Source organism: Streptomyces sp. NPDC107559 (assembly GCF_055657365.1).
This window is the reverse complement of record NZ_JBVKBD010000001.1, coordinates 1,105,923-1,128,750: the sequence shown is the minus strand read 5'-3', so window position 1 is coordinate 1,128,750 and position 22,828 is coordinate 1,105,923. Positions and strand designations below refer to the sequence as shown.

Here is a 22,828-nt window from a genome sequence, read left to right as displayed (position 1 = left end):
ACCCAACGGGTCCGGACGGCCGGCCGCGGCCGTGCTTCATGGCTCTCGCACAGCGCGGCGGGTCATCATGTGGCCGTCATCACGACGGGTCGTCATGCGGCCGTCACCACGGCGGGTCATCATGTGGTCGTCACCAGGGCGGACGGACGGAAGCAGGAGCACAGGTGGAGGCTGCGGGCGCGGGTCGGTCCCCGGTGTGGCTGCCGGTCGCCTGGGCGGCGACCAGGTTGCCGCTGCTGCTGTTCGTGCTCAAGGTGTTCGTCCTCCCGGGCCCGGACGTCACCAGCGACGTGTCCGTGATCTACCAGGGCTGGTACGAGGTGCTGCGGCACGGCACGTTCCCGCTCTCCGACGTCACCTGGCAGTACCCGCCCGCCGCCGCGCTGGCGGTCCTCTCCCCCGCGCTGCTGCCGTTCCTGCCCTATCCGACCGCCTTCTTCGTCCTCGCCGTCCTGGCCGACCTGCTGGTCCTGCTGCTGCTCCGGTACGCCGGCCCGCGCGCCGGCCGCTCGCCGCTCGGCGCCTGGGCCTGGGTGGCGGGCGCGGCACTGCTCGGGCCGACGCTCTACGCCCGTTACGACGTGATGGTGACCGCCGTGGCGGTGGCCTCGCTGCTCGCGGGCACCCGGCACCCCCGGCTGATGGGCGCGCTGGCGGGCTTCGGGGCGCTGGTCAAGGTGTGGCCGGCGCTGCTGCTGGTGGGTGCCGTACGGCGGCGGGCGTGGGTGGCGGCGGCGGTGACGGCGGCCGTGGTGTCCCTGGTGGCCGCCCTGGCCATGCCCGGCGCGTTCGCGTTCCTGGCCTTCCAGCGCAACCGCGGGACCGAGGTGGAGTCGCTGGGCTCGCTGGTCTTCCATGTGGCCCGGCACTTCGGCTGGAGCGGCCAGGTGCTGCTGAACTACGGCTCGGTGGAATTCCTGGGCCCGTACGTGGACGTCGTCAGCACCGCGGCGCTGGGCCTGACCGGGGCGGCCTTCGGCTGGCTGCTGCTGTGGCGCCTGATGGCCACCCGCTTCCGGCCGCACACGCTCCCCGACGCGGCGCTGGTGGCGGTGCTGCTGTTCGTCGTCACGAGCCGGGTGATCAGCCCGCAGTACCTGGTGTGGCTGGTCGGGGTCGCGGCGGTCTGCCTGTGCCACCGCGACACCCGGATGCGGCCGGCGGCCGCCCTGGTCCTGGCGGCGACGCCCGTCACGGTGCTGGAGTTCCCCCTCGGGTTCGACCATGTCGTGTCGAGCGATCCGACGGGCCTCACCCTGCTGTTCGTGCGCAACGGGCTGCTGGTGGCCGCGGCGGTCGTCGGGGCCGTGCGGCTGTGGCGCTCGACGGTGCCCCGCGGGCGCGGGACGTCCTTCCCCGCTCAGGCGACCCGCACCGACGGGACCCCGGTCTCCTCCTGACGGCGGGCCGTGCGGGCGGCCGTCAGGGCCACCGCCGCGCACTGCACGGTCATGGACAGCGCCAGCGCCAGGCAGATGCCGGGCAGTCCGAGGCCGGACAGGGCCAGGGCGAGCGGCAGTTGGACCGCCGTGCCGAGCAGGGTCACCCGCAGCAGGGCCGGTGCTCCCCCGCTGCCCTCGAAGACCCCGCCGAGCGCGATGAAGCAGCCCATCAGCAGCAGGTAGGGCCCGATGCAGCGCAGGAACAGCACACCGGCACGGGCGACCTCGGGCCCGGCGCCGAAGGCGGCCATGATCCAGGGGGCGGCCAGACCCAGCAGGACGGCCGCGGCCAGGGCCACCGTCCCGGAGACCAGCACGGCCTGCCGGCCGATGGCCCGCCGGGCGTCCCGGCCCGCGCCGCGGGTGTGCGCGGTGTGGATCGAGGCGGCCTGGCGTACCGCGTAGAAGGCCATGGTCGCGACGTACATGACCTTGTAGGCGATCGCGTACGCGGCCACGGCCGTCACGCCGAGCCGGGCCACGATCGCGACCAGCACCAGCGCCCCGCCCTGGCGCACGGTGAAGTCCGCCGACATCGGCAGTCCGGTGGCCAGGGTCCGGCGCAGCGCGGCGGAGGCCGGCTCGGCGGGAGGCACCCGTGCCGCGCTCCGCAGCAGCGCGTTGCGACGCAGCGCCCGCAGTCCCGCCGCGAGGGCGGCACCCCGGCACAGCACGGTGGAGGCGGCGGCGCCCCGGACGCCGTAGAGGTGGATGAGCAGCGGGTCGCAGAGCAGGATCAGACCGTTGGCCAGCAGGGCGAGCCGCATCGGGGTCCTGGTGTCGCCGGTGCCCTTGAGGATGCCGTCGACGAGGTTCTGGGCGAAGAAGACGGCCATGCCCGGCAGCGAGATGGCGAAGTAGGCGACGGCGAGCGGTGCCGCGGTGCTGTCGGCGCTGCCCAGGACCAGCCGGGCCAGCGGATCGCGGAACAGGAAACAGCAGGTCAGAACGGTGGGCGTGACCAGTGCGCACAGGGCCCAGCCGCCGCGTACCGCGGCCCGCAGCGCGGCCGGGTCGCGCGCTCCCCTGGCGTGCGCGACCAGCACGGTGGTGCCGGAGCCGAAGACCAGGGCCACGCCGAGGAGCACGTTCTCGGTGTTGGTGGCCACGGCGACGGCGGCCACGGCCGGGCCGCCGAGCCGGGAGACCCAGAGGGTGTTGATGATCCCGGCGGCGACGGAGGCCAGCAGCGAGAGGTAGACGGGACGGGCGAGCCGGACGAGCTGTTCACGGTGTTCGCGGTGTTCGTTCACGACGTGGTTCCCCCTGATGTCGAGTGATGTCGAGCCGGCTGTCGGCACCTCTTGCCCGGTACCTCTTGTCGAGTTATCTCGTTTCGAGTTACCTCGTTTCGAGGTAACTCGATAAGAGGTACCATGGCGGTCCGGGGTCCGCAAGACGGGACCCCTCGGGACGGGACGCGCACGACGAGACCGGAGAAGGGACCGCACCTGATGCTGGAGCTGTCGATCCTCGGGTTCCTGGCCGAGGAGCCCCTGCACGGCTATGAACTGAAGGAGCGCATCACCGCCCTCAGCGGCCACGTCCGCCCGGTCAGCGACGGCGCGCTCTACCCCGCGATCACCCGCCTGGTGACCGCGGGCAAGCTCGACCAGCACACGGCCGAGGGCGCGGGCGCGGCCCCGCGCCGGATGCTGTCGCTCACCGAGCACGGCCGCGAGGACCTGCTGGAACGGCTGCGGCACCCCCGGCAGGCGGAGATCACCGACCAGGTGCGCTTCAACACGGTCCTGGCGTTCCTGCGGCATCTGCCCGATCCCGCGGAACAGGCCGCGGTGCTGCGCCGACGGCTGGAGTTCCTGAACACGCCCGCGAGCTTCTTCTACCGCGACGGGCAGCCGGTGCGGGCGGAGCAGGCGGACGACCTTTTCCGGCAGGGCATGCTGCGGGTGGCTCGGGCCACGGGCGAGGCGGAGCGCGGGTGGCTCGCCGAGGCCGTCGCCCACCTCGACGGGCTCAGCCCAGGCGGGTGCGCAGAGCCTCCCGCCACAGCGCGGTGAACTGCTGCGGGGTCGTCCCGAGCACCTTCGCCAGCGCGTCCTCGACCGCTCCCGCCCGCTGCCGGTGCGCGCCCACGGCCCGGTAGAACGCGCCGAGCCGGGCCTCGCCCCAGCGGTCGGCGATCATCCGGCAGGCCAGCCAGCCGCCCTCGTACGCCCGCGCCAGCGCGTCCGCGTCCCCGGTGAAGCCGAAGTCCTTGTCCGTGGGCAGCGCCGCCGGGACCCGCCCGTCGGCCACCGCGCGGGCCAGCTCCGGTGCGATCTGCGCCGCGGTGCGCCCGGTGCCGCGGTAGCCGACCCAGTCGGCGTATCCCTCGGACAGCCACAGCGGGGTGGCGGCGCCGGTGTGGGCGCGGGTGGCGACATGGGTGGTCTCGTGCGTGAGCACGACCTGCCGGCCGAGCGAGCCCAGCATCCCGTACGCCTCGGGATTGACGATGATCCGGTCCGCGGGCGCCCGGCCCGACCCGCCGGTCTCGCCCGTGGTGACCGCCGCGATCCCACGGTAGGACGAGGCGGGCGAGGCGAGCAGCCCGGCCATGCCCTCCAGCGACTTCGGCACGAGCACCACGACGTGCCCGCTCCAGTCGGCGCCCCACGCCCGCGACGCGGCCGGCACCGCACGGTCGGCGAGGGCGGCGAAGGAGCGCAGCGTGCCCTCGGACTGCCCGGCGCCCAGCACCAGGCCGTGGGCACCGCGCACCACGCGCACCACGCCCTGGTCCCACAGCTGTTGTGCGGTGCGCTGCGCGGGCCGGTCCGAGGTCACCCGCCACCGTCCGCGGGCGTCGCGGGCCAGCCCGAGGACGCGGGAGGCGGTGACCGGCGCCGTGTCGTACCCGCTGACGCGATAGCCGAGCCGGGCGTCCACGACGGCCGTGTTCCCGCTGCGGTGCACGGCGGTGACCCGGTAGGACCAGGCCGCCAGCGGCACCGCCCGCACGGCGGCGAATCCGGCCCGGGTCCCGGTGGCGCGGTAGGCGGGCTCGTCGTGGTGCAGGACCGCGGCCGCCCGTGCGTCGAGCAGCCGCTGCGCGTCGGCGCGCACGTCGTCGGCCGCGGGGCGCCCGCCGCACCCCGTCAGGGAGACGAGCAGCAGACACAGCCCCGCGGCCGCGGATCTCATCGCCCGCCTTCGACCAGCCATTCCACCGATCGTACGGGGCCGCGGAGGCGTCAGACCCGGGTGACCGACGAGATCGGCATCATGCCCACGGGGTCGTAGCGCACCGGGGCCCCCGGGTAGGGGGCGTGGATCACCTGGCCGTTGCCCACGTACATCCCGACGTGGCTGGCGTCGGACCGGTAGACGACCAGGTCCCCGGGCCGGGCCTGGGAGAGCGGGATCCGCTGCCCGGCGAACCGCTGGGCCTGCGAGGTGCGCGGCAGCTGCACCCCCGCCCGCGCGTACGCCCACTGCATCAGGCCCGAGCAGTCGAAGCCGCCGGGGCCGTTGGCGCCCCAGACATAGGGGCGGCCCAGCGCCGAGCGGGCGGCGGCGACGGCGAACGCCGCGCGGCCGGTGGCCGCCTCGGCCGGGCCGAACCCGGCCAGGTCCGCCCGGTCGGAGCGGGAGGCCCGGCCGAAGGCCAGACGCTCCTCGAGGGGCAGGGAGTTGAGCAGCCGCCGCGCCTGCGCGAGCTTCCTCTCGACGGTCCGCTTGTGCGTCGCCACCGCCCGGCGGCTCCGCTCCAGCTCACCCAGCTTCGCGGTCGCGTCCGCGCGCTCCTGGGAGAGCTCGCGCAGGGCCGAACGCAGTTCGGTCAGCTCGCCGGCCTGACGGGTGGTGATGCGGTCCAGGGCGGAGGCCCGGTCGAGGTAGTCGTCGGGGTCGTCGGAGAGCAGCAGGGCCAGGGACGGATCGAGACCGCCGGAACGGTACTGCGCCCCGGCCAGCGAACCGATCGTGCGGCGCAGGGAGTTGACCCGGTCCTGCTGCCGGGCGATCCGGTCCTGGGCGTGCCCCACCTGGGTGCGCAGGAGGTCGGCGCGCTCGTCGGCCCGGTCGAAGGCCTCGGTGGCCCGCTCGGCCTCCTCGTAGAGGCGGTCCACCTCGGCCCGGGTGCCGTCGCGCGGTGCGGCCGTCGCCGGTACGGCGCCGATGGCCGCCGTGGCGGCCGTGGCGGCCGACAGGACACTGAGGGCTGCGCAGGCACCCCGGTCGAACCCGGACGGTGCAAGGCGGCGATGGGACCCCACGGGAAACCGCACTCCTTCCGCTGGCGGACGAGGACCGCTCCCCGACCCGGGGGCGGACGTGCCACGGCGGTGTGGGGAAACGCGCCAGACAGTAGCCCCGTCGCGGGGCGGCGGCCAAAGCCGTCGGCGGGCACACAAAGCGACGCCCCGCCGCTGACGCAGGTCACCGGCGGGGCGTGGGTTCACTTGGCGGTGTCGCAATTCGCCCGATCGGGCGGTCCCGATCAGTGCTGCGCCGACCGCTCCCGAAGGGGCTCGGGGCTCCGGGTCAGATACGGACGCCGAACTGGAACGGCATGTTGCCGATCGACTCGTAGCGCACGACCGTGCCGGTGCGGGGGGCGTGCAGCACCTGGCCGTTGCCCGCGTACAGGCCGACGTGGTGCTGGTCGCCGTAGAAGATGACGAGGTCGCCGACCTGGAGGGCGCTCTGCGAGTAGATGCGCGTACCGGCGTTGGCCTGGGCCTGCGAGGTGCGCGGGATGGAGACGCCGGCCTGGGCGTAGGCCCAGGAGGTCAGGCCCGAGCAGTCGAAGGAGGACGGGCCGGTGGCACCGTAGACGTAGGGCGAGCCGATCCTGCTCTGCGCGGCGGAGAACGCGGCGGCGGCCCGGCCGGAGGCGCTGGTCTCGTTGCCCAGGTCCACCCGGCTGCTGGCGGAGCGGCTGGCGCGCGCGTCGGCCTCGGCGAGGGCGGCCTTCTCCTTGGCCGTCAGCGTGTTGAGGAGCTTCTGCGCCTCGGCCAGCTTGGCCTGGACTTCCTTCTTCTTCTTGCCCAGCTCCGTACGGGTGGAGGCCAGGTCCTTGAGCTTGTCGGAGGCCTCGGCGCGCTCCTGGGCGAGCTCGCGCTGCTTCTCCTGGATCTTCTTCAGCGCCTCGACCTGCTGGCCGCTCAACTGGTCGAGCGTGGAGGCCTTGTCGAGGTAGTCGTCCGGGTCGGCCGACAGGAAGAGCTGGAGGGAGGAGTCTATGGACCCGGTGCGGTACTGGGCCGCGGCCGCCAGGCCCATGCTGTCGCGCAGCTCGTTCAGGTCGGCCTGACCGCGCGCGACGTTGTCCTGGATGGTGGAGATCTCCTTCTGGAGCTTCTCCTGCTTCTCCTTGGCCCCGTTGTACTTCTCGGTGGCCTGCTCCGCCTCGTCGTAGAGCTTGTCGACCTTGGACTTGACCTCGTCCTTGGTGGGCTTCTCGCTCGGCGCGGCGTTGGCGCCCTGGGCGCTCAGCACCACGGCGGCGGCGGCTGCGGTGGTCAGCACGGTCACGCGTGCACGACTCGGCTGCTTCGGTCGACGGTGGGACGCCACGGAGACGAGCTCCTTCTTCCGGGTGAGAAGACGTACGGAGATTCGAAACCTGACCTTAGTGATGTTCCTGTGATCAGTTCAAATCCTCCGGCGAAAAATCCCGGTTACGCACCGCATTCTTTGCCCGCAACTCACGTGCAGTGATGCTCGATTGACGCTACGTTGCGTGACGACTCCGTCAATTCGGGCATTGGTTCCGGAACTTGACGTTCAGGACAGCCGCTTGAGGAGGACCGCCGAAGCCACCGGCCGCGCGCCCGCCCGGGCCACCCCGTCGGCCACCTCACGGTCGGTCGAGGCGACGATGACCGGCCGGCCCGGGGGCTCGGCCCGCACCAGCTGACGGATCAGCTCGTCGGCGGTGACACCGGGCTTGGAGAACAGCACCCGCACCCCGCGCGGCGGCGCCAGCAGCACCGGCGCGACCAGCTCGGCGCCGTCGAAGACACAGGTGACCTCGGCGCCGGTCTGCGCGGCGAGCTGCGAGAGCTGCCCGAGCAGCCGCAGCCGCTGCTTCTCCAGCGGCATCTGGGGATAGCCGGTCTTGGTGACGTTGTAGCCGTCGACGACCAGATGCGCCTGGGGCAGCGCGAGCAGCTGGTCGAGGATCGCCGGATCGTGCTCGGACAGCGCCCGGTTGGCGATGTCCTTCGGGGTCATCCGGCCGGGCTCGACCGCGTCCACGGTCTCCGCGGGCCGCACCGACACCGGCGGCAGCGCCAGCTCCCGGCGCAGCCCCTGGGCCGCGTCGAGCACGGTGTCCAGCAGCAGCCGCACCCGCATGTCCTCGACGCTGCGCCCCTCGCGGGCCGCCTTGCGGGTGGCCTCCAGCGCCGCCTCCGCCTCGCCGAGGCGCGCCTTCAGCCGCCGGGACTCGCTCTCGGCGGCCGACACCTGCGCCTGCGCCTCGGCCCGCGCGGCCTCGGTCTCGCCGTGCACCTTGCGCAGCGCCGCCTCGCCGCGCTTGACGTCACTGAGGGCCGAACGCAGCTTGCGGTGCAGCGACTCGGCCTCCCGCCTCGAGGCGTCCAGCTCGGCCCGCAGCCGCTCGGTCTCGGTCCGGCCGTGCTCACGGGCCCGGTCGAGCTCCTCGCGCAGCCGTTCCAGCTCGGCCCGGCTCTCCTCGTCGGCCCGCTCGGCGTCCGCGCGCAGCGCCTCCTCGCCGGCCGCGGCCACCAGCTTCACCCAGCCCGCCGGCCGCAGCACATAGGCCGCGGCCGCCACGTCCAGGGGGTCCGCGGCCGGGGGCGGCGAACCGGAGTCGAGGGCGCCGGAGAGTTCGGGCTGCGCCTCTCTGAACTTCTCGGCGATGCGCTGACGGAAGAGCGAGTCCGACTCCAGTGCCGCCGCCATGGCGTTACCGGCGAACTTGGCCCGGCGATTCGGGGCGAATCGGGCGTACTGCCGCAACTGGGCGGGCAGTTCGGTCAGCACCAGCCCGCCGAAGCCGTCCGAGACGATCTGCACGACCCGGCGCCGCACCCCGTCGGGCAGCGGACGGTCGAGCACCTCGGCGGCGCCGTCGCCCGGCCCCCCGCCTGCGGTCTCCACCATCCGTCACACCCCAATATCCGTGCGGGGCCGCTCCGTCAGGAGCCGGCGCCCGGCCTGTCCACGAGTTCCACCTGGTCGACGGCGTTGCACCAGCGGCAGCGCACCGACTCGATGGTCTCACTGACCACCTCGCGCTCCTCCACGCTCGGCTGTCCCGCGAGGTCGAGGTGGACGTACTCCACCACCTTCGACGAGCGGGTCACGTCGAAACGCGTCAGGTTGCCGCAGAGGGTGCAGCGCCACCGTGTCGAGGCGGTCGGCAGGGGAACCGTCATCAGGGCTGCTCGCCTTCCTTCTGTCCATTGTCCGTGATGCACCGGGCTCTCCCCGGAACATGTGGCTCGTAACCCTACGGCCTGGCGGGTACTCGCCGCCCACCCATCCACGGCGGCGAGGCGGTCTGTGCCGATGCGTCCCCGTACGTCATGCTCTGTGTTCATGATCAGCGACTGGAACGCAACCACGGGCAGCGCGATCCGGAGGCCGTCGGCGCCCGTGACGTACGGGCTGATCGCCCTGTGCTGTCTCGTCTTCCTGATCGGGCCGGCCTCCGGCTTCAATCCCGGGTACGGCACCGGCGCCGCGCTGTCGGCCGCCCAGCGGGCCTACTTCCGCCACTGGGGAGTGGTCCCGGCCGAGTTGTTCCGGGACGCCGCCGGGCAGGCCCTGACACCCGCCAGCGCCCTGTTCGTCCACGGCAGCTGGGTCCACCTCCTCGGCAACATGCTCTTCCTCCACGTCTTCGGGGCGATGACCGAGGAACGGATGGGCCGCGTGGAGTTCACCCTCTTCTACGTCGGCTGCGGCTACCTGGCACTGCTCGGCTACGCGGCCGCCAACGCAGGCTCCGAGCAGTCCCTGGTCGGAGCCTCCGGGGCTATCTCCGCGGTCCTCGGCGCGTTCCTGTACCTGTTCCCCAGGGCCCGGGTGACCAGCCTCCTGCCGTTCCTGTTCTTCCTGCCGCTGCGCTTCCCGGCATGGGTCGTGCTGCCCTTCTGGGCGGCCGTGCAGTGGGTGGCGGCGGGCCGCGCCACCCAGGGCCCGGGCGTGGCCTATCTGGCCCACCTGCTGGGCTTCGGCGCGGGCTTCGGGTACGCGTGGCTGCGGTTCGGCCGCAGCCGCGGCCCGGCCCGGCGGATCAGGCCCGCCACGGGCGACGGCGGCTGACCGGCACGGCGGGCCGTCACGGCCTTGGTGGGTTCGGGATCACGTCATAGAGTGAGGGCCCCGGCCGAGAGAGAGAACCAACCGTGATCACCGCGATCGTCCTTATCAAGACCAGCGTGGACCGGATCCCCGAGATCGCGGAATCGATCGCCGCGCTGGACTCCGTCAGCGAGGTCTTCTCCGTCACCGGCACCTACGACCTGATCGCGATGGTGCGGGTGGCCCGGCACGAGGACCTGGCGGAGGTCATCCCGGGCCGGATCAGCAAGATCCCCGGCGTCGAGGGCACGGACACGCACGTCGCGTTCCGCACCTACTCCCAGCACGACCTGGAGGCGGCGTTCGCGATCGGCCTCGACAACTGACTCCCTCCCCGCGGACCGGCGGCGGCTGAGCGCTCGGTTCCGCGCGCCCTCGAGCGCGCCTGCGGGCAGGCGGCCTCGATGGCGCGGGGAACCGAGCGACCGGCCAGGACGGTGCCGCGCACGGACCCGGTCAGACCGCGGGCACGCAGCGGCCGTCCTCGGTCCGGTAGCGCCACTTCGCGCCGTCCCTGACCAGTTCCCGCACCGCGGTCACGAAGCGCTCCACATGCTCGTCCGGCGTTCCCGCGCCGAAGCTCACCCGGATGGCGTTGAGGGACTTCTCGCCCGGCGCGGCCTCGGGCGCGCCGCACTCGCCCTGGCTGCCCGGGTCGCTGCCGAGCAGGGTGCGCACCAGCGGGTGGGCGCAGAAGAGGCCGTCGCGCACGCCGATGCCGTACTCGGCGGAGAGGGCGGCCGCGAAGTGGGAGCTGTTCCAGCCCTCCACCACGAAGGAGATCACCCCGACCCGCGGGGCGTCGTCGCCGAAGAGGGACAGGACCCGCACCTCGGGCACCTCGGCGAGGCCCGCCCGGACGGTGTCGATCAGGTGCCGCTCGCGGGCGACGAGCGCGTCGAAGCCCGCCTCGGTGAGGGCCCTGCACGCGGAGGCGATGGAGTAGGCGCCGATCACGTTCGGCGAGCCGGCCTCGTGGCGGGCGGCGCTGTCGTGCCACTCCACGTCCACTCCCCCGTCCGCACGCCGGGTCACCCGTCGGCTCGCGCCGCCGCCGGCGAGGTACGGATCGGCCTCACGCAGCCAGTCCGCGCGGCCGGCCAGGACGCCGGAGCCGAACGGTGCGTACAGCTTGTGGCCGGAGAGGGCGACCCAGTCGACGTCCAGGTCGCGGACCGACACCGGGTGGTGCGGGGCCAGCTGGGCGGCGTCCAGGACGATCCGGGCGCCGTGCGCGTGGGCCACCGCCGCCAGCTCGCGCACCGGCCACAGCTCGCCCGTGACGTTCGAGGCGCCGGTGACGCAGACCAGCGCCGGGCCATAGGGGCCTCCCCTGCTCGAGCGCAGCCGAGAGCTTGGGGAAGGGTCGCGGTCGGCCAGGGCGCGCTCCAGGCTCTGCACGGCCTGGTGCGGGGTGCGCGGGGCGTCGAGGTAGGTGACCCGGGCGTCCTTCCAGGGCAGCAGCGAGGCATGGTGCTCGGTCTCGAACACGAAGACCTCGCAGCCGGCCGGGAGCGCGGCCGCCAGCAGGTTGAGGGAGTCGGTGGTGGACCGGGTGAAGACCACCTGGTCGCCGGCGCGGCAGTCGAGGAACTCCGCGACCGTGCGGCGGGCGTTCTCGAAGAGGTCCGTGGACAGCTGCGAGAGGTAGCCCGCGCCGCGGTGGACGCTGCCGTAGTACGGGGCGTACGCCGCCACGTCGTCCCAGACGCGCTGGAGGGCGGGGGCGCTGGCCGCGTAGTCGAGCGCGGCATAGGTGACTTCGCCGCCCGTGACGAGCGGAACGGTGACATCACGCCCCAGAACGGCCAGCGGGGCACAAATGGTCTGGGCGGAGGCAGCGGTGGAGACGGACATGGGGAACTCCCGTGAGCGGCAAGGCGGAATCACCACGCGAGCACACGGGCTCGAGCGCGGAGAGAGGAAAAAGGGGTGTGCGGAGGCGGGGCTCGGCGCCCTAGCGCATTCGCTTGCTCACGGGAGGCTCCCTCGATGACCAGGACCCCTGGTGCTGGGCTCGTTCACGAGCCGTCGAGGGGTCCGCGCTTGCCGTAGACCTCGCTGCCTACGACCTGGTCCTCACCCGGGGCACCCCGCCACGGACGGAGGGTTGCCGGACAGTCGGCCGGGGCCTCATGACTGTCACTCATGACCTGTTCGTCATCCTGCCACACGGTCCGCGAAGCGCAAGGCGCGGTCCGCATCCTGGACCGCGCCCCACCCTGCCTCGCCGACCCCGCCCCGCCCTGCCTCGCCGGCCGGGGCCGCGTCGCCTCGCCCGGCCGCGCCGCACGCGGCCGGGGAGGGCGGATCAGGCGTTGCTGACGGCCACCCAGCGCTCCAGCGTCCGCCGGGCCGCGCCGGAGTCGATCGACTCCGCCGCCCGGTCCATGCCGGCCCGCAGCTGCTCGGCCAGGCTCCCGGAGCCGGGCCGCAGCGCCACCAGCGCCGCCGCGGAGTTCAGCAGCACGGCGTCCCGCACCGGGCCGCTCTCGCCGTTCAGCAGCCGTCGGGCCACATCGGCGTTGTACGAGGCGTCGGCGCCGCGCAGCGCCTCCACCGGCACCGGTTCGATGCCGACGTCCCGCGGGTCGAAGGCCTCCTCGGTCACCCTGCCGTCGCGCACGACCCACACCCGGGAGGTGGCGGTCGTGGTCAGCTCGTCCAGGCCGTCGTCGCCGCGGAACACCAGCGAGGAGTTGCCGCGCTCGGCGAAGACACCCGCGATGATCGGTGCCACCCGGGGATCGGCGACGCCGACCGCCTGGGCGCGCACCTTCGCCGGGTTGGTCAGCGGACCCAGGAAGTTGAACACCGTCCGGATGCCCAACTGGCCACGGGCGGCCGCCACATGGCGCAGTGCCGGGTGGAACTTCACCGCGAAGCAGAAGGTGATCCCGGCCTCCTCGGCGACCTCCGCCACCCGCTGCGGGGTCAGTGCGAGGTTGACCCCGAGCTTCTCCAGGACGTCCGAGGCGCCCGACGCCGACGAGGCGGCGCGGTTGCCGTGCTTGACGACCTTGGCACCGGTGCCCGCGATGACGATCGAGGACATCGTGGAGATGTTCACCGTCTTCGCGCCGTCGCCGCCGGTGCCCACGATGTCGACGGTGTCGCCCGGCACCTGGATCACGTTGGCGTGCGCGTACATCGCCTCGACCAGACCCGTGATCTCCTGGACGGTCTCGCCCTTGGCCCGCAGTGCCACCGCGAACCCGGCGATCTGCGCGTCGGTGGCCTCGCCGCGCATGATCCGGTCCATCGCCCAGGCGGTGCTCTCGGCGCTCTGGTCGCGGCCCTCCAGCAGACCGTTCAGTACCGCGGGCCAGGAACGGCCCGCCGCGGTGTCGCCTCCAGCGGGGGTCACAGCGCTCATCAGCCGCTCCTGGTTCGTAGACACGTACAGACTCCACTACAGCCTATCCAGCGCCGGACACGGCGAAGGACCCCGTCCGAAGACCGGACGGGGTCCTTGTGTGCGCGTGGCGAGCGCAGCGATCAGTGGTGGCCGTGGCCGCTCGTGATCTCCTTGTACTCGTCGGCAGTCGGCTTCTCGATCTGGCCGTCCTCGTCGAAGTAGGCCTTGCTGATCTTGGCGCGCAGCTTCTGCGAGCCCTTCAGCTTGCGCTCGACGCCGTTCTCGTCGACCGTCGGGCCGAGGTCGAGCGGCTGGTACTGCTCGTGCGCGGTGAGGGTGTGCAGCTGCTCCTGGCTGAGCGGCTCGTGGATCTCGACGAACTCACCGTGCGGCAGGCGCTTGATGGTGCCGGTCTCGCGACCGTGCAGCACCTTGTCCCGGTCCCGGCGCTGCAGGCCGAGGCAGATCCGCTTGGTGACGATGTACGCGATGACCGGTCCGACGAAGAAGAAGATCCGGACGAACCAGGTGATCGAGTTGATCGACAGGTGGAAGTGGGTGGCCCACAGGTCGTTGCCACCGCCGACCAGCGTGATCATGTACATCGTGACCCAGGCGCTGCCCAGGGCCGTACGGGTCGGGGCGTTGCGCGGGCGGTCCAGGATGTGGTGCTCGCGCTTGTCGCCGGTGATCCACGCCTCGATGAAGGGGTAGAGCGCCAGCGCGGCGAGCACGACACCGAACAGGACCAGCGGGATGAACACGCCCAGGACCAGCGTGTGGCCCCAGATGTTGATCTCCCAGCCCGGCATGTAGCGGATCAGACCCTCGGCGAAGCCCATGTACCAGTCGGGCTGGGCGCCGGTCGACACCTGGTCCGGACGGTAGGGGCCGATGGCCCAGATCGGGTTGATCTGTGCGATCGCCGCGATGGCCGCGATGACACCGAAGACCAGGAAGAAGAAGCCTCCGGCCTTGGCCATGTAGACCGGCAGCAGCGGCATGCCGACGACGTTCTTGTTGCTCTTGCCGGGGCCCGCGAACTGCGTGTGCTTGTGGTAGAAGACCAGGATCAGGTGGCCCACGACCAGGCCGAGCATGATGCCCGGCAGCAGCAGGATGTGGATCGAGTAGAACCGCGCCACGAAGTCGTGGCCCGGGAACTCCCCGCCGAAGAGGAAGAACGAGATGTACGTGCCGACGATCGGCATGGACAGGATCGCGCCCTCGGTGAAGCGGACACCGGTGCCGGAGAGCAGGTCGTCCGGGAGCGAGTAACCGGTGAAGCCGGTGAACATGCCCAGGACGAACAGCAGGAAGCCGAACAGCCAGTTGATCTCACGCGGCTTGCGGAACGCGCCGGTGAAGAACACGCGCATCATGTGCACGAACATGCCGGCGAGGAAGATCAGCGCCGCCCAGTGGTGGATCTGCCGGATGAGCAGACCACCGCGCACCTCGAAGGAGATGTGCAGGGTCGAGTTGAACGCCTCGGACATCAGCTGTCCCTGGAGCGGGACGTAGCTGCCGTGGTACACCACCTCGTTCATCGAGGGGTGGAAGAACAGCGTCAGATACACACCCGTGAGGATGATGATCAGGAAGCTGTAGAGGCAGACCTCACCCAGCATGAACGACCAGTGGTCGGGGAAGATCTTGCGCATGTTGGCCTTGGCCAGGGAGTAGATCCCCAGCCGGCCGTCGGCCCAGTCGGCGATCCGCTCGCCGGCCGGCGCCTTCCCGCGGGAGCGGGACTCGGTGGTGGTCGTAGTGCTCATCCGCGCTCCCAGAAGGCAGGGCCGACGGGCTCTGCGAAGTCGCCGAGCGCCTCGAGGTAGCCCTCGGGGTTCACGCCGATGCGCAGCTGCGGCAGGGCGTGACCGGCGGGACCGAAGATCACCCGGGCGCCGTCGGACAGGTCGAAGGTGGACTGGTGGCAGGGGCAGAGCACGTGGTGCGTCTGCTGCTCGTACAGGGAGATCGGGCAACCGACGTGGGTGCAGATCTTCGAGTACGCGACGATGCCGTCGTGCGACCACTCGAGCTCTTGCTTGTCCTTGATGTCGTCGGGCTGGAGCCGGACGATCATCACGGCCGCCTTGGCGATCTCGTTCTGGAACTCCTCGTCCGTCTCCTCCAGGCCCTCGGGCTTGACGAAGGTGAGCGAACCGACGGCCACGTCCGAAGCGCGCAGCGGCTGGTTCGTGTTCATGTTGACGAGGAGCTTGCCCTTGGACCACGCCGTGTGGCGCATCTTGTCCTCGGGCAGCGGACCGAGGTCGCGCAGGAGCACCACACCGGAGAGCGGGAACAGCGCCAGCGCACCGAACATCGTGTTGCGGATCAGCTTGCGGCGGCCGAGCGCGGACTCCGTGGCGCCTTCCTTGAAGTCCGCGAAGACCTTCGCGCGGACATCGGGGGACGCCTGGATCGCGTGGCGCTCGTCGGCGACCTCCACGTCGGACATCAGGGTGCGGGCCCAGTGGACCGCGCCCGCGCCGATGCAGAACAGCGCCGTGCCGAGGGTCAGGCCCAGCGCGAAGTTCATCGCGCTGATGTGACCGATCGGGAACACGAAGATCGACTTGTCCTGCGGGATCGTCACGTACGACGCGATGAAGCCGACGGTGGCCAGCATCGACAGCGTGAACAGGAAGGCGACCGTACGCTCGGACCGCTTGGCGGCCCGCTCGTCGATGTCCTGGATCCGGTGCTCGTGGGGCGGCAGCCCCGGGTCGGCGAACGGGTTCTGCTCGTCCGCGACGTCCACGGCGCCGTGCGCGTGGGCCTGCTCAGCGGGCAGGTTCTCTTCTGGAATGTCTTGGCTACTCATGACTTCTTGGCCTTTGCGGTCCGAGCGGCGACCCAGACGGCGACCGCGACCAGGGCGCCGAGACCGAAGATCCACGCGAACAGACCCTCGCTGACCGGCCCGAGGCCGCCCAGTTCGAGACCGCCGGGGTTCACCGTCTCATCGCTGTTGACCGCGTTCAGGTACGCGATGATGTCCTTCTTGTTCTGCTCCGACAGGGTCGTGTCGGGGAACGAAGGCATGTTCTGCGGGCCGGTCTGCATGGCCTCGTAGATGTGCCTCGGGTCCACACCCTCCAGGTCCGGCGCGAACTTGCCCTCCGTGAGGGCACCGCCCTTGCCGGTGAAGTTGTGGCACTGCGCGCAGTTGGTGCGGAAGAGCTCGCCGCCCTTGGCGATGTCCGCGCCCTCGGGGCCGTACTGGGCCGAGGTGGGGACGTTCGGGCCGGCGCCCAGCGACGCGATGTAGGTCGCGAGCTGGTCGATCTGGGCCTGGCTGTAGATGTTCTTCTTCTTCACCACCTGCGGACCCTGGGAGGTCGCCGCAGGCATACGGCCGGTGCCGACCTGGAAGTCGACGGCCGCGGCGCCGACGCCGACCAGGCTCGGACCGTCGGAGGTGCCCTGACCGCCGGTGCCGTGGCAGCTAGCGCAGCCTACGGCGTAGAGCTTCTTGCCCTCGTCGATGGCGAGGGACTGGGAGGTGTCATCGGCCTGCGCCTTGCTCGCGGGCGCGAACGCGGCGTACAGCCCCCCAGTGGCCGCCAGCGCGAGGAGTAGGACGACGACCGCCGCCAGCGGATGGCGTCGTCGTGCGGAGAGCTTTTTCACGGATTACCCCGGTGTCAGGATCTTCTGCGTCGATGCTTCTGGAAGGTGCGCGGGATCGGGCCCGGCTACTTGATCATGTAGATCGTGGCGAAGAGGCCGATCCAGACGACATCGACGAAGTGCCAGTAGTAGGACACGACGATGGCCGCGGTCGCCTGCTCATGAGTGAACCTCTTGGCCGCGTACGTCCTGCCGAGGACGAACAGGAAAGCGATCAGGCCGCCCGTCACGTGCATGCCGTGGAAGCCGGTGGTCAGGTAGAACACCGAGCCGTACGGGTCGGAGGAGAGCGAGAGCCCGTCCTTCTTCACCAGCTCGGTGTACTCGTAGATCTGACCGCCGATGAAGATCGCACCCATGATGAAGGTGACGATGAACCAGCCCCGGAGCTTCTTCACGTCACCACGCTCGGCGGCGAAGACGCCGAGCTGGCAGGTGAGGGAGGAGAGCACCAGGATCGTGGTGTTCGTCGCCGAGAACGGGAAGTTCAGGGCGGACGCCATTTCCTTCCAGTGGTCGGGACCCGTCACCGATCGCAGGGTGAAGTACATCGCGAAGAGGGCCGCGAAGAACATCAGCTCGGAACTCAACCAGATGATGGTTCCTACGCTGACGAGGTTCGGCCGGTTGACCGACGGGTGCGCGTGCCCGGTTTCTACTGTCGTTGCTGTCGCCACGACCGACATTATGTCGGTCCCTTATCCCGCCCTCACTCCGGGGGGTGCCGTTCGGAGTGTTCCCAGCGTGTGTAGTGCCCGTATGGCCCATCGAAGCGGTGTTCCAACAGGTGTTGACAGCCTGTTCAAGGGAGTAGCATCCGCCGCACCGGTTCTGTCCGTACGACGCTGACGTCTCGGAGGAAACATGCAGCCGACCGCCACGGTGCTGGTCTACAGCGACGATTCCAACACCCGCGAACAGGTGCGGCTCGCGGCCGGACGCCGGCCCGCTCCGGACGTGCCCCTGGTCGAGTTCGTGGAGTGCGCCACCCCGGCCGCGGTGCTGACCGAGATGGACCGGGGCGGCATCGACGTCTGCGTGTTCGACGGTGAGGCCGTGCCGATGGGCGGCATGGGCCTGTGCCGGCAGATCAAGGACGAGGTGTTCGAGTGCCCGCCGGTGCTGCTGCTCATCGGGCGGCCGCAGGACGCCTGGCTGGCCACCTGGAGCCGCGCCGACGCCGCTGTGACGCTCCCGGTGGATCCGGTGGAGTTCGCGGGGTCGCTGGCCGCTCTGCTGCGCCGCAAGAGGCTGCTGAGCGCGTAGCCGGACGGGGCGCGGGGTTCCCCACGGGGCGAGATCCGGTCGGCCGGTGACGGCCGGTCCCTGACGGCCCCTCACGCCCCCTCGGCCGGGTGATGGTGCCGGTCCCGGTGCCCCCGGCGGGGTCACACCGGCGTCGGGCGCAGCCTTGCCGTGTCCTCGGGCCGGGGGCCCTCCGGGGCGCCGTCCTGCACCGCGCTGCCGCTGCGCCACTTGTCCCAGGTGACGTTCCAGTCGCCGAAGCCGTTGCCGAACGGCTCCATCTGGTGGCCGTTGGAGTTGACGACCTGGACGACGTCACCCTCGTGGACGGTGTTGAAGAACCACTCCGCGTTGGCGGTGCTCATCCCGACGCAGCCGTGGCTGACGTTCTCGGAGCCCTGGGAGCCCACCGACCAGGGGGCGGCGTGCACGTACTCGCCGCTCCAGGTGATCCGCGAGGCGTAGTAGACGGGCAGGTCGTAGGAGTCCGAGGTGCCCTCCTCGATGCCGATCGTGGTGCCGCGCATGCGGACTTGGCGCTGCTTCTCCAGGATGACCTTGATGCCGTTGCGGGTCTCGAAGCCGGGCCTGCCGGTGGTGATGGGGATCTGGTTGATCGGCCGGTCGTTCTTGTAGACCGTCAGCGAGTGCGCCGCCGCGTCCGTGACGGCGACGATGCGGTCGCCCGTGGTGAGTTTCAGGGGTGCCGCCCTGCCGCCCCACAGCCGGTCGCTGATCCGCATCCCCGCCAGGTTGCTGTGCACCTGGACGGTGGCGTGGGCGGGCCAGTAGTCCTTGGGCCGGTAGTGCAGTTCCTTGTCGTTCACCCAGAACCAGGAACCGTCCACTTGGGGCGTGGAATCCACCTTCAGGGCCCGCTCGACGACGGCCCGTTGACCCTTGTCCTTGACGGGCACGCTGAGCTGCGCGACGACCGGCTGGCCGACGCCGTACAGGCCCGACTTGGGGGTGAAGAGGACGTCCACGTTCTGCCGGGCCTTCCCCGCGGGCCGGCCGGTGTGGAAGGTGAGGACCTTGCGGCCGGGCGCCCCGTCGTCGTCCTCGGTGCTCACCCGCACCGTGTAGCGGGTGTCGGCGGCGAGCGGCGCGGTGCTGTGCCAGCGGCTGCCGTCCGCGGACAGTTCGCCCGCCACGTAGCGGCCCGACGTGTCGACGGCCGTGACGTCCGTCAGGCGCCCGTCGGAGTCCTCGGCGGTGACCTCGAGGGGTTTGTCCGGGTCGGCCTTCTCCCCGGTCTCCGTCGGGGCGTTGAAGGCGACCTCCGGGTCCGCGTCGTAGGGCCGGGCGGAGAGCGGGTCTCCGTCCGCGCCGCAGGCGGTGACGCCCGCGCAGAGGGCGATCACCAGCAGCGCGCAGCCGACGGTGGTGCGAGGGCGGGCTGAAAGGGTCATGGCATCACGCTAGGAAGCTTCGTCGGCACCGGCGCGCTGAGTAACCCTTAAGAGGGACCCGGCTTCCGGCAAACACAGGAGCCCGGATCCTCCTGACGGAGGGATCCGGGCTCCCGGTCGGTGCAGTGGCTGACCTGGGGTCAGCGCGTGTCACTGGGTGCGGTTCTCACCGCGGTAGTACTCGAAGACCCAGCCCCACAGACCCAGCAGGATCAGGGGAGCGGAGAAGTAGAGCAGCCACCAGCCGATGGCGACACCCAGGAAGGCCAGGGCGCCACCGACGGCCAGGGACAGCGGCTGCCAGCTGTGCGGGCTGAAGAAGCCCAGCTCGCCGGCGTCGTCCGCGACGTCCGCCTCCTTGTTGTCCTGCGCGCCCGCGTCGACCCGCCGGGCGGTGAAGCCCAGGTAGAAGCCGATCATGATGCACAGGCCGAAGGCCAGGAAGAGCGCCGTGGTACCGGCCGGCTCCTTCGACCACACGCCATAGACGATCGCGATGGCGAGGACGAAGACGCTCAGCCACATGAACATCTTGCCCTGGATCTTCACTTGCCGGCCTCCTTGCCGTCCGTGATGGCGCCGGCGCCATGGCCTGCGTGCTCCAGCTCCAGAGCGGTGATCTCAGGGTGGTGCAGGTCGAACGCCGGGGATTCGCTGCGGATCCGCGGCAGGGTGAGGAAGTTGTGCCGCGGCGGCGGGCAGGACGTCGCCCATTCGAGCGAACGGCCGTAGCCCCACGGGTCGTCGACGCCGACCGGCTTGCCGTACTTGGCGGTCTTCCACACGTTGTAGAAGAACGGAAGGATCGACAGACCGAGGACGAACGAGCTGATCGTCGAGATCGTGTTCAGGGCGGTGAAGCCGTCGGCCGCCAGGTAGTCGGCGTAACGACGGGGCATGCCCTCGGCACCCAGCCAGTGCTGGACCAGGAAGGTGCCGTGGAAGCCGACGAACAGCGTCCAGAAGGTGATCTTGCCGAGGCGCTCGTCGAGCATCTTGCCGGTGAACTTCGGCCACCAGAAGTGGAAGCCGGCGAACATCGCGAAGACGACCGTGCCGAACACGACGTAGTGGAAGTGCGCCACCACGAAGTACGAGTCCGAGACGTGGAAGTCCATCGGCGGCGAGGCCAGGATGACACCGGTCAGACCACCGAAGGTGAAGGTGATCAGGAAGCCGACCGCCCACAGCATCGGGGTCTCGAAGCTCAGCGACCCCTTCCACATCGTGCCGATCCAGTTGAAGAACTTCACGCCGGTCGGAACGGCGATGAGGAACGTCATGAAGGAGAAGAACGGCAGCAGCACTCCGCCGGTGACGTACATGTGGTGGGCCCACACCGTCACGGACAGGCCGGCGATCGAGATGGTCGCGGCGATCAGGCCCATGTAGCCGAACATCGGCTTGCGGGAGAAGACCGGGATGATCTCACTGATGATGCCGAAGAACGGCAGGGCGATGATGTACACCTCTGGATGGCCGAAGAACCAGAAGAGGTGTTGCCACAGCAAGGCTCCGCCGTTGGACGCGTCGAAGACGTGGGCGCCGAATTTACGGTCTGCCTCCAGCGCGAACAGGGCCGCGGCCAGCACCGGGAAGGCCAGCAGGACCAGGACGGCGGTCAGCAGCACGTTCCACACGAAGATCGGCATGCGGAACATCGTCATACCGGGTGCGCGCATGCAGATGATCGTGGTGATGAAGTTGACCGCGCCGAGGATGGTGCCGAAGCCGGAGAAGGCCAGACCCATGATCCACATGTCGGCGCCGATACCCGGGCTGCGGACCGCGTCCGACAGCGGGGAGTAGGCGAACCAGCCGAAGTCGGCCGCACCCTGCGGGGTGAGGAAGCCGCCCACCGCGATGAGCGAGCCGAACAGGTAGAGCCAGTAGGCGAACATGTTCAGCCGCGGGAACGCGACGTCGGGGGCACCGATCTGGAGCGGCATGATCCAGTTCGTGAAGCCGGCGAACAGCGGCGTCGCGAACATCAGCAGCATGATCGTGCCGTGCATCGTGAACGCCTGGTTGAACTGCTCGTTCGACATGATCTGCAGACCGGGCCGGGCCAGCTCCGCACGCATGAGCAGCGCCATGACGCCACCGATGCAGAAGAACGCGAAGGACGTGGCCAGGTAGAGCGTGCCGATCGTCTTGTGGTCAGTGGTGGTGAGCCACTTGATGACCACGTTTCCGGGCTGCTTGCGCCGTACGGGCAGTTCGTCCTCGTAGTACGAGGCTCCGGCCGCCGCGGCGCCCTGAGGTTCGTTGACGATGCTCACAGGTTGTTCGTCTCCCGGTTCTTCTCGTGGCTCGTCTGCGCGATGCCGGCGGGAACGTAACCGGTCTGCCCCTTCTTGGCGAGGTCCTTGAGGTGCTGCTGGTAACGCTCGGGGGAGACGACCTTCACGTTGAACAGCATCCGGGAGTGGTCGACGCCGCAGAGCTCGGCACACTTGCCCATGAAGGTGCCCTCTTGGTTGGGCGTCACCTGGAAGGAGTTCGTGTGACCGGGGATGACGTCCATCTTCATCAGGAACGGCACCACCCAGAAGGAGTGGATGACGTCACGCGACGTGAGGACGAAGCGGACGGTCTCGCCCTTGGGCAGCCACAGCGTGGGACCGGGGTTGCCCGTCTGCGGGTTGCGCGTACCGGGCGTGCCGACGTCGTAGACGCCGCCGGCGTTCGCCGGGAAGTCCGCCTTGAACCGGTCCGGGATGGCGGCCAGGTTCTTGTCGGTCTTCGCGTCACCGGTGGAACCGTCGACGCTCTCGATGTAGTTGAAGCCCCAGCTCCACTGGAAGCCGACGACGTTCACGGTGACGTCGGGCTTCTTGTCGAGGCTGAGGAGCTTCGACTCGTCACGGGCGGTGAAGTAGAACAGCACCGAGACGATGATGATCGGGACCACTGTGTACAGCGCCTCGATCGGCATGTTGTACCGGGTCTGCGGAGGGACCTCGACCTTGGTCCGGCTGCGCCGGTGGAACACGGTCGCCCACAGGATCAGGCCCCAGACCAGCACGCCGGTGGCGAGCGCGGCCGCCCACGAGCCCTGCCAGAGGGAGAGGATCCGCGGAGCCTCGTCTGTGACCGGGGTGGGCATACCAAGGCGGGGGAAGTCTTCCCAGTTGTACGAGCAACCAGTGGCTGTCGCCAGGACCAGGCCCGCAGTCATTGCCTGCAGCAGCTTCCGCCGCATCGGGCGCCGCGGCGAGCGGTCGGAGCCGTTGGGACTCACGTAGCGCCTTCCCGAGAGTCTCGCCCGCGCTGTTCGGCTGCGGCCTTCTCGCTGGTCGGTCGCCGCCCTGCGTCGGGCAGGGGTTTGGATGTTTATGCGGACCAAACCCTACTGGACGCGTTTTGGGGTCGCGCGGGGAGGGTGGCCAACGCGCCGCCGGTCCCCCCGAAGGGGGTGGGTTGTCCTGCTGCGGCTGTTTTCT

At 70.6% G+C, this 22,828-nt stretch carries 21 protein-coding genes and 1 riboswitch; of the genes, 5 read left to right on the top strand and 16 right to left on the bottom strand.

Annotated features, from left to right (window positions below):
* The first annotated feature begins 164 nt into the window (after positions 1-164).
* Positions 165-1,400, top strand: a complete 1,236-nt coding sequence (locus tag ACZ7OY_RS04810) for a glycosyltransferase 87 family protein (protein ID WP_471910034.1) — start codon at positions 165-167, stop codon at positions 1,398-1,400.
* Here the strand turns inward: ACZ7OY_RS04810 and ACZ7OY_RS04805 are convergent.
* Positions 1,361-2,695 carry an MATE family efflux transporter gene (locus ACZ7OY_RS04805; RefSeq protein ID WP_471910033.1) on the bottom strand — a complete coding sequence of 445 codons (1,335 nt, stop codon included), beginning with the start codon at positions 2,693-2,695 and terminating at the stop codon, positions 1,361-1,363. The genes ACZ7OY_RS04810 and ACZ7OY_RS04805 overlap by 40 nt on opposite strands.
* Positions 2,696-2,896: 201 nt before the next feature.
* Between ACZ7OY_RS04805 and ACZ7OY_RS04800 the strand changes: the two genes are divergently transcribed.
* Positions 2,897-3,463, top strand: a complete 567-nt coding sequence (locus ACZ7OY_RS04800) for a PadR family transcriptional regulator (protein ID WP_471910032.1) — start codon at positions 2,897-2,899, stop codon at positions 3,461-3,463.
* On the opposite strand, the gene ACZ7OY_RS04795 is transcribed toward ACZ7OY_RS04800, so the two are convergent.
* The 5 genes from ACZ7OY_RS04795 to ACZ7OY_RS04775 form a co-directional block, all read right to left on the bottom strand.
* Positions 3,420-4,610: a hypothetical protein gene (locus tag ACZ7OY_RS04795; RefSeq protein WP_471910031.1), complete on the bottom strand. Its 1,191-nt coding sequence runs from the start codon at positions 4,608-4,610 to the stop codon at positions 3,420-3,422. The genes ACZ7OY_RS04800 and ACZ7OY_RS04795 overlap by 44 nt on opposite strands.
* A 29-nt stretch (positions 4,611-4,639) precedes the next feature.
* Complete coding sequence (locus ACZ7OY_RS04790) at positions 4,640-5,662, bottom strand: C40 family peptidase (RefSeq protein WP_471910030.1); 1,023 nt, start codon at positions 5,660-5,662, stop codon at positions 4,640-4,642.
* A 268-nt stretch (positions 5,663-5,930) separates the two neighbouring features.
* On the bottom strand, positions 5,931-6,965 hold the full coding sequence (locus tag ACZ7OY_RS04785; RefSeq protein ID WP_471910029.1) for a C40 family peptidase: 1,035 nt from the start codon (positions 6,963-6,965) through the stop codon (positions 5,931-5,933).
* A gap of 210 nt (positions 6,966-7,175) precedes the next feature.
* Positions 7,176-8,519: an NYN domain-containing protein gene (locus tag ACZ7OY_RS04780; protein ID WP_471910028.1), complete on the bottom strand. Its 1,344-nt coding sequence runs from the start codon at positions 8,517-8,519 to the stop codon at positions 7,176-7,178.
* 35 nt (positions 8,520-8,554) lie between these two features.
* Positions 8,555-8,794 (bottom strand): hypothetical protein, encoded by a 240-nt coding sequence (locus tag ACZ7OY_RS04775; protein ID WP_351600017.1) that lies wholly within the window; start codon positions 8,792-8,794, stop codon positions 8,555-8,557.
* Positions 8,795-8,957: 163 nt separating this feature from the next.
* On the opposite strand from ACZ7OY_RS04775, the gene ACZ7OY_RS04770 reads away from it, so the two are divergent.
* Complete coding sequence (locus tag ACZ7OY_RS04770; protein WP_471910027.1) at positions 8,958-9,686, top strand: rhomboid family intramembrane serine protease; 729 nt, start codon at positions 8,958-8,960, stop codon at positions 9,684-9,686.
* 83 nt (positions 9,687-9,769) lie between these two features.
* Entirely contained in the window at positions 9,770-10,051 is a 282-nt protein-coding gene (locus tag ACZ7OY_RS04765) for an Lrp/AsnC family transcriptional regulator (protein ID WP_471910026.1), read from the top strand.
* A 130-nt stretch (positions 10,052-10,181) separates the two neighbouring features.
* Here ACZ7OY_RS04765 and ACZ7OY_RS04760 read toward each other — a convergent pair whose 3' ends face one another.
* The 6 genes from ACZ7OY_RS04760 to ctaE form a co-directional block, all read right to left on the bottom strand.
* Complete coding sequence (locus ACZ7OY_RS04760; protein ID WP_471910025.1) at positions 10,182-11,582, bottom strand: aminotransferase class V-fold PLP-dependent enzyme; 1,401 nt, start codon at positions 11,580-11,582, stop codon at positions 10,182-10,184.
* Positions 11,583-11,762: 180 nt separating this feature from the next.
* A riboswitch (SAM riboswitch) is annotated at positions 11,763-11,879 on the bottom strand.
* A 157-nt stretch (positions 11,880-12,036) separates the two neighbouring features.
* Positions 12,037-13,101 (bottom strand): anthranilate phosphoribosyltransferase, encoded by a 1,065-nt coding sequence (gene trpD / locus ACZ7OY_RS04755; protein WP_471910024.1) that lies wholly within the window; start codon positions 13,099-13,101, stop codon positions 12,037-12,039.
* Between the two features lie 122 nt (positions 13,102-13,223).
* Positions 13,224-14,861 (bottom strand): cytochrome bc1 complex cytochrome b subunit, encoded by a 1,638-nt coding sequence (gene qcrB / locus ACZ7OY_RS04750; RefSeq protein WP_471910023.1) that lies wholly within the window; start codon positions 14,859-14,861, stop codon positions 13,224-13,226.
* Complete coding sequence (gene qcrA, locus ACZ7OY_RS04745; RefSeq protein WP_471910022.1) at positions 14,858-15,916, bottom strand: cytochrome bc1 complex Rieske iron-sulfur subunit; 1,059 nt, start codon at positions 15,914-15,916, stop codon at positions 14,858-14,860. Before qcrA ends, qcrB begins: the two co-directional genes overlap by 4 nt.
* Positions 15,913-16,725 (bottom strand): cytochrome bc1 complex diheme cytochrome c subunit, encoded by an 813-nt coding sequence (gene qcrC / locus ACZ7OY_RS04740; RefSeq protein ID WP_471910021.1) that lies wholly within the window; start codon positions 16,723-16,725, stop codon positions 15,913-15,915. Before qcrC ends, qcrA begins: the two co-directional genes overlap by 4 nt.
* Positions 16,726-16,790: 65 nt before the next feature.
* Positions 16,791-17,411 carry an aa3-type cytochrome oxidase subunit III gene (gene ctaE / locus ACZ7OY_RS04735; protein WP_351600001.1) on the bottom strand — a complete coding sequence of 207 codons (621 nt, stop codon included), beginning with the start codon at positions 17,409-17,411 and terminating at the stop codon, positions 16,791-16,793.
* A 178-nt stretch (positions 17,412-17,589) separates the two neighbouring features.
* Here ctaE and ACZ7OY_RS04730 point away from each other — a divergent pair, with 178 nt between their 5' ends.
* Positions 17,590-17,991, top strand: a complete 402-nt coding sequence (locus tag ACZ7OY_RS04730) for a response regulator (protein WP_471910020.1) — start codon at positions 17,590-17,592, stop codon at positions 17,989-17,991.
* A gap of 122 nt (positions 17,992-18,113) precedes the next feature.
* On the opposite strand, the gene ACZ7OY_RS04725 is transcribed toward ACZ7OY_RS04730, so the two are convergent.
* The 4 genes from ACZ7OY_RS04725 to ctaC form a co-directional block, all read right to left on the bottom strand.
* Positions 18,114-19,382 (bottom strand): L,D-transpeptidase, encoded by a 1,269-nt coding sequence (locus tag ACZ7OY_RS04725; RefSeq protein WP_471910019.1) that lies wholly within the window; start codon positions 19,380-19,382, stop codon positions 18,114-18,116.
* Between the two features lie 150 nt (positions 19,383-19,532).
* On the bottom strand, positions 19,533-19,931 hold the full coding sequence (locus ACZ7OY_RS04720) for a cytochrome c oxidase subunit 4 (RefSeq protein ID WP_471910018.1): 399 nt from the start codon (positions 19,929-19,931) through the stop codon (positions 19,533-19,535).
* The gene (gene ctaD, locus ACZ7OY_RS04715; protein ID WP_471910017.1) at positions 19,928-21,664 is read right to left on the bottom strand and encodes an aa3-type cytochrome oxidase subunit I; all 1,737 of its coding nucleotides are present in this window, start codon (positions 21,662-21,664) and stop codon (positions 19,928-19,930) included. Before ctaD ends, ACZ7OY_RS04720 begins: the two co-directional genes overlap by 4 nt.
* Complete coding sequence (ctaC, locus tag ACZ7OY_RS04710; protein ID WP_471910016.1) at positions 21,661-22,626, bottom strand: aa3-type cytochrome oxidase subunit II; 966 nt, start codon at positions 22,624-22,626, stop codon at positions 21,661-21,663. The genes ctaD and ctaC overlap by 4 nt, the downstream gene beginning before the upstream one ends.
* Positions 22,627-22,828 lie beyond the last annotated feature (202 nt).

Excerpts from the sequence above, each read along its gene's own strand:
- ACZ7OY_RS04725 (WP_471910019.1), bottom strand. The coding sequence starts at position 19,382 with ATGACCCTTTCAGCCCGCCCTCGCACCACCGTCGGCTGCGCGCTGCTG.
- ACZ7OY_RS04795 (WP_471910031.1), bottom strand. The coding sequence starts at position 4,610 with ATGGCTGGTCGAAGGCGGGCGATGAGATCCGCGGCCGCGGGGCTGTGT.
- ctaE (WP_351600001.1), bottom strand. The coding sequence starts at position 17,411 with ATGTCGGTCGTGGCGACAGCAACGACAGTAGAAACCGGGCACGCGCAC.
- trpD (WP_471910024.1), bottom strand. The coding sequence starts at position 13,101 with ATGAGCGCTGTGACCCCCGCTGGAGGCGACACCGCGGCGGGCCGTTCC.
- ACZ7OY_RS04780 (WP_471910028.1), bottom strand. The coding sequence starts at position 8,519 with ATGGTGGAGACCGCAGGCGGGGGGCCGGGCGACGGCGCCGCCGAGGTG.
- ACZ7OY_RS04800 (WP_471910032.1), top strand. The coding sequence starts at position 2,897 with ATGCTGGAGCTGTCGATCCTCGGGTTCCTGGCCGAGGAGCCCCTGCAC.
- ACZ7OY_RS04730 (WP_471910020.1), top strand. The coding sequence starts at position 17,590 with ATGCAGCCGACCGCCACGGTGCTGGTCTACAGCGACGATTCCAACACC.
- qcrB (WP_471910023.1), bottom strand. The coding sequence starts at position 14,861 with ATGAGCACTACGACCACCACCGAGTCCCGCTCCCGCGGGAAGGCGCCG.
- ACZ7OY_RS04770 (WP_471910027.1), top strand. The coding sequence starts at position 8,958 with ATGATCAGCGACTGGAACGCAACCACGGGCAGCGCGATCCGGAGGCCG.
- ACZ7OY_RS04775 (WP_351600017.1), bottom strand. The coding sequence starts at position 8,794 with ATGACGGTTCCCCTGCCGACCGCCTCGACACGGTGGCGCTGCACCCTC.
- ACZ7OY_RS04760 (WP_471910025.1), bottom strand. The coding sequence starts at position 11,582 with ATGTCCGTCTCCACCGCTGCCTCCGCCCAGACCATTTGTGCCCCGCTG.
- qcrA (WP_471910022.1), bottom strand. The coding sequence starts at position 15,916 with ATGAGTAGCCAAGACATTCCAGAAGAGAACCTGCCCGCTGAGCAGGCC.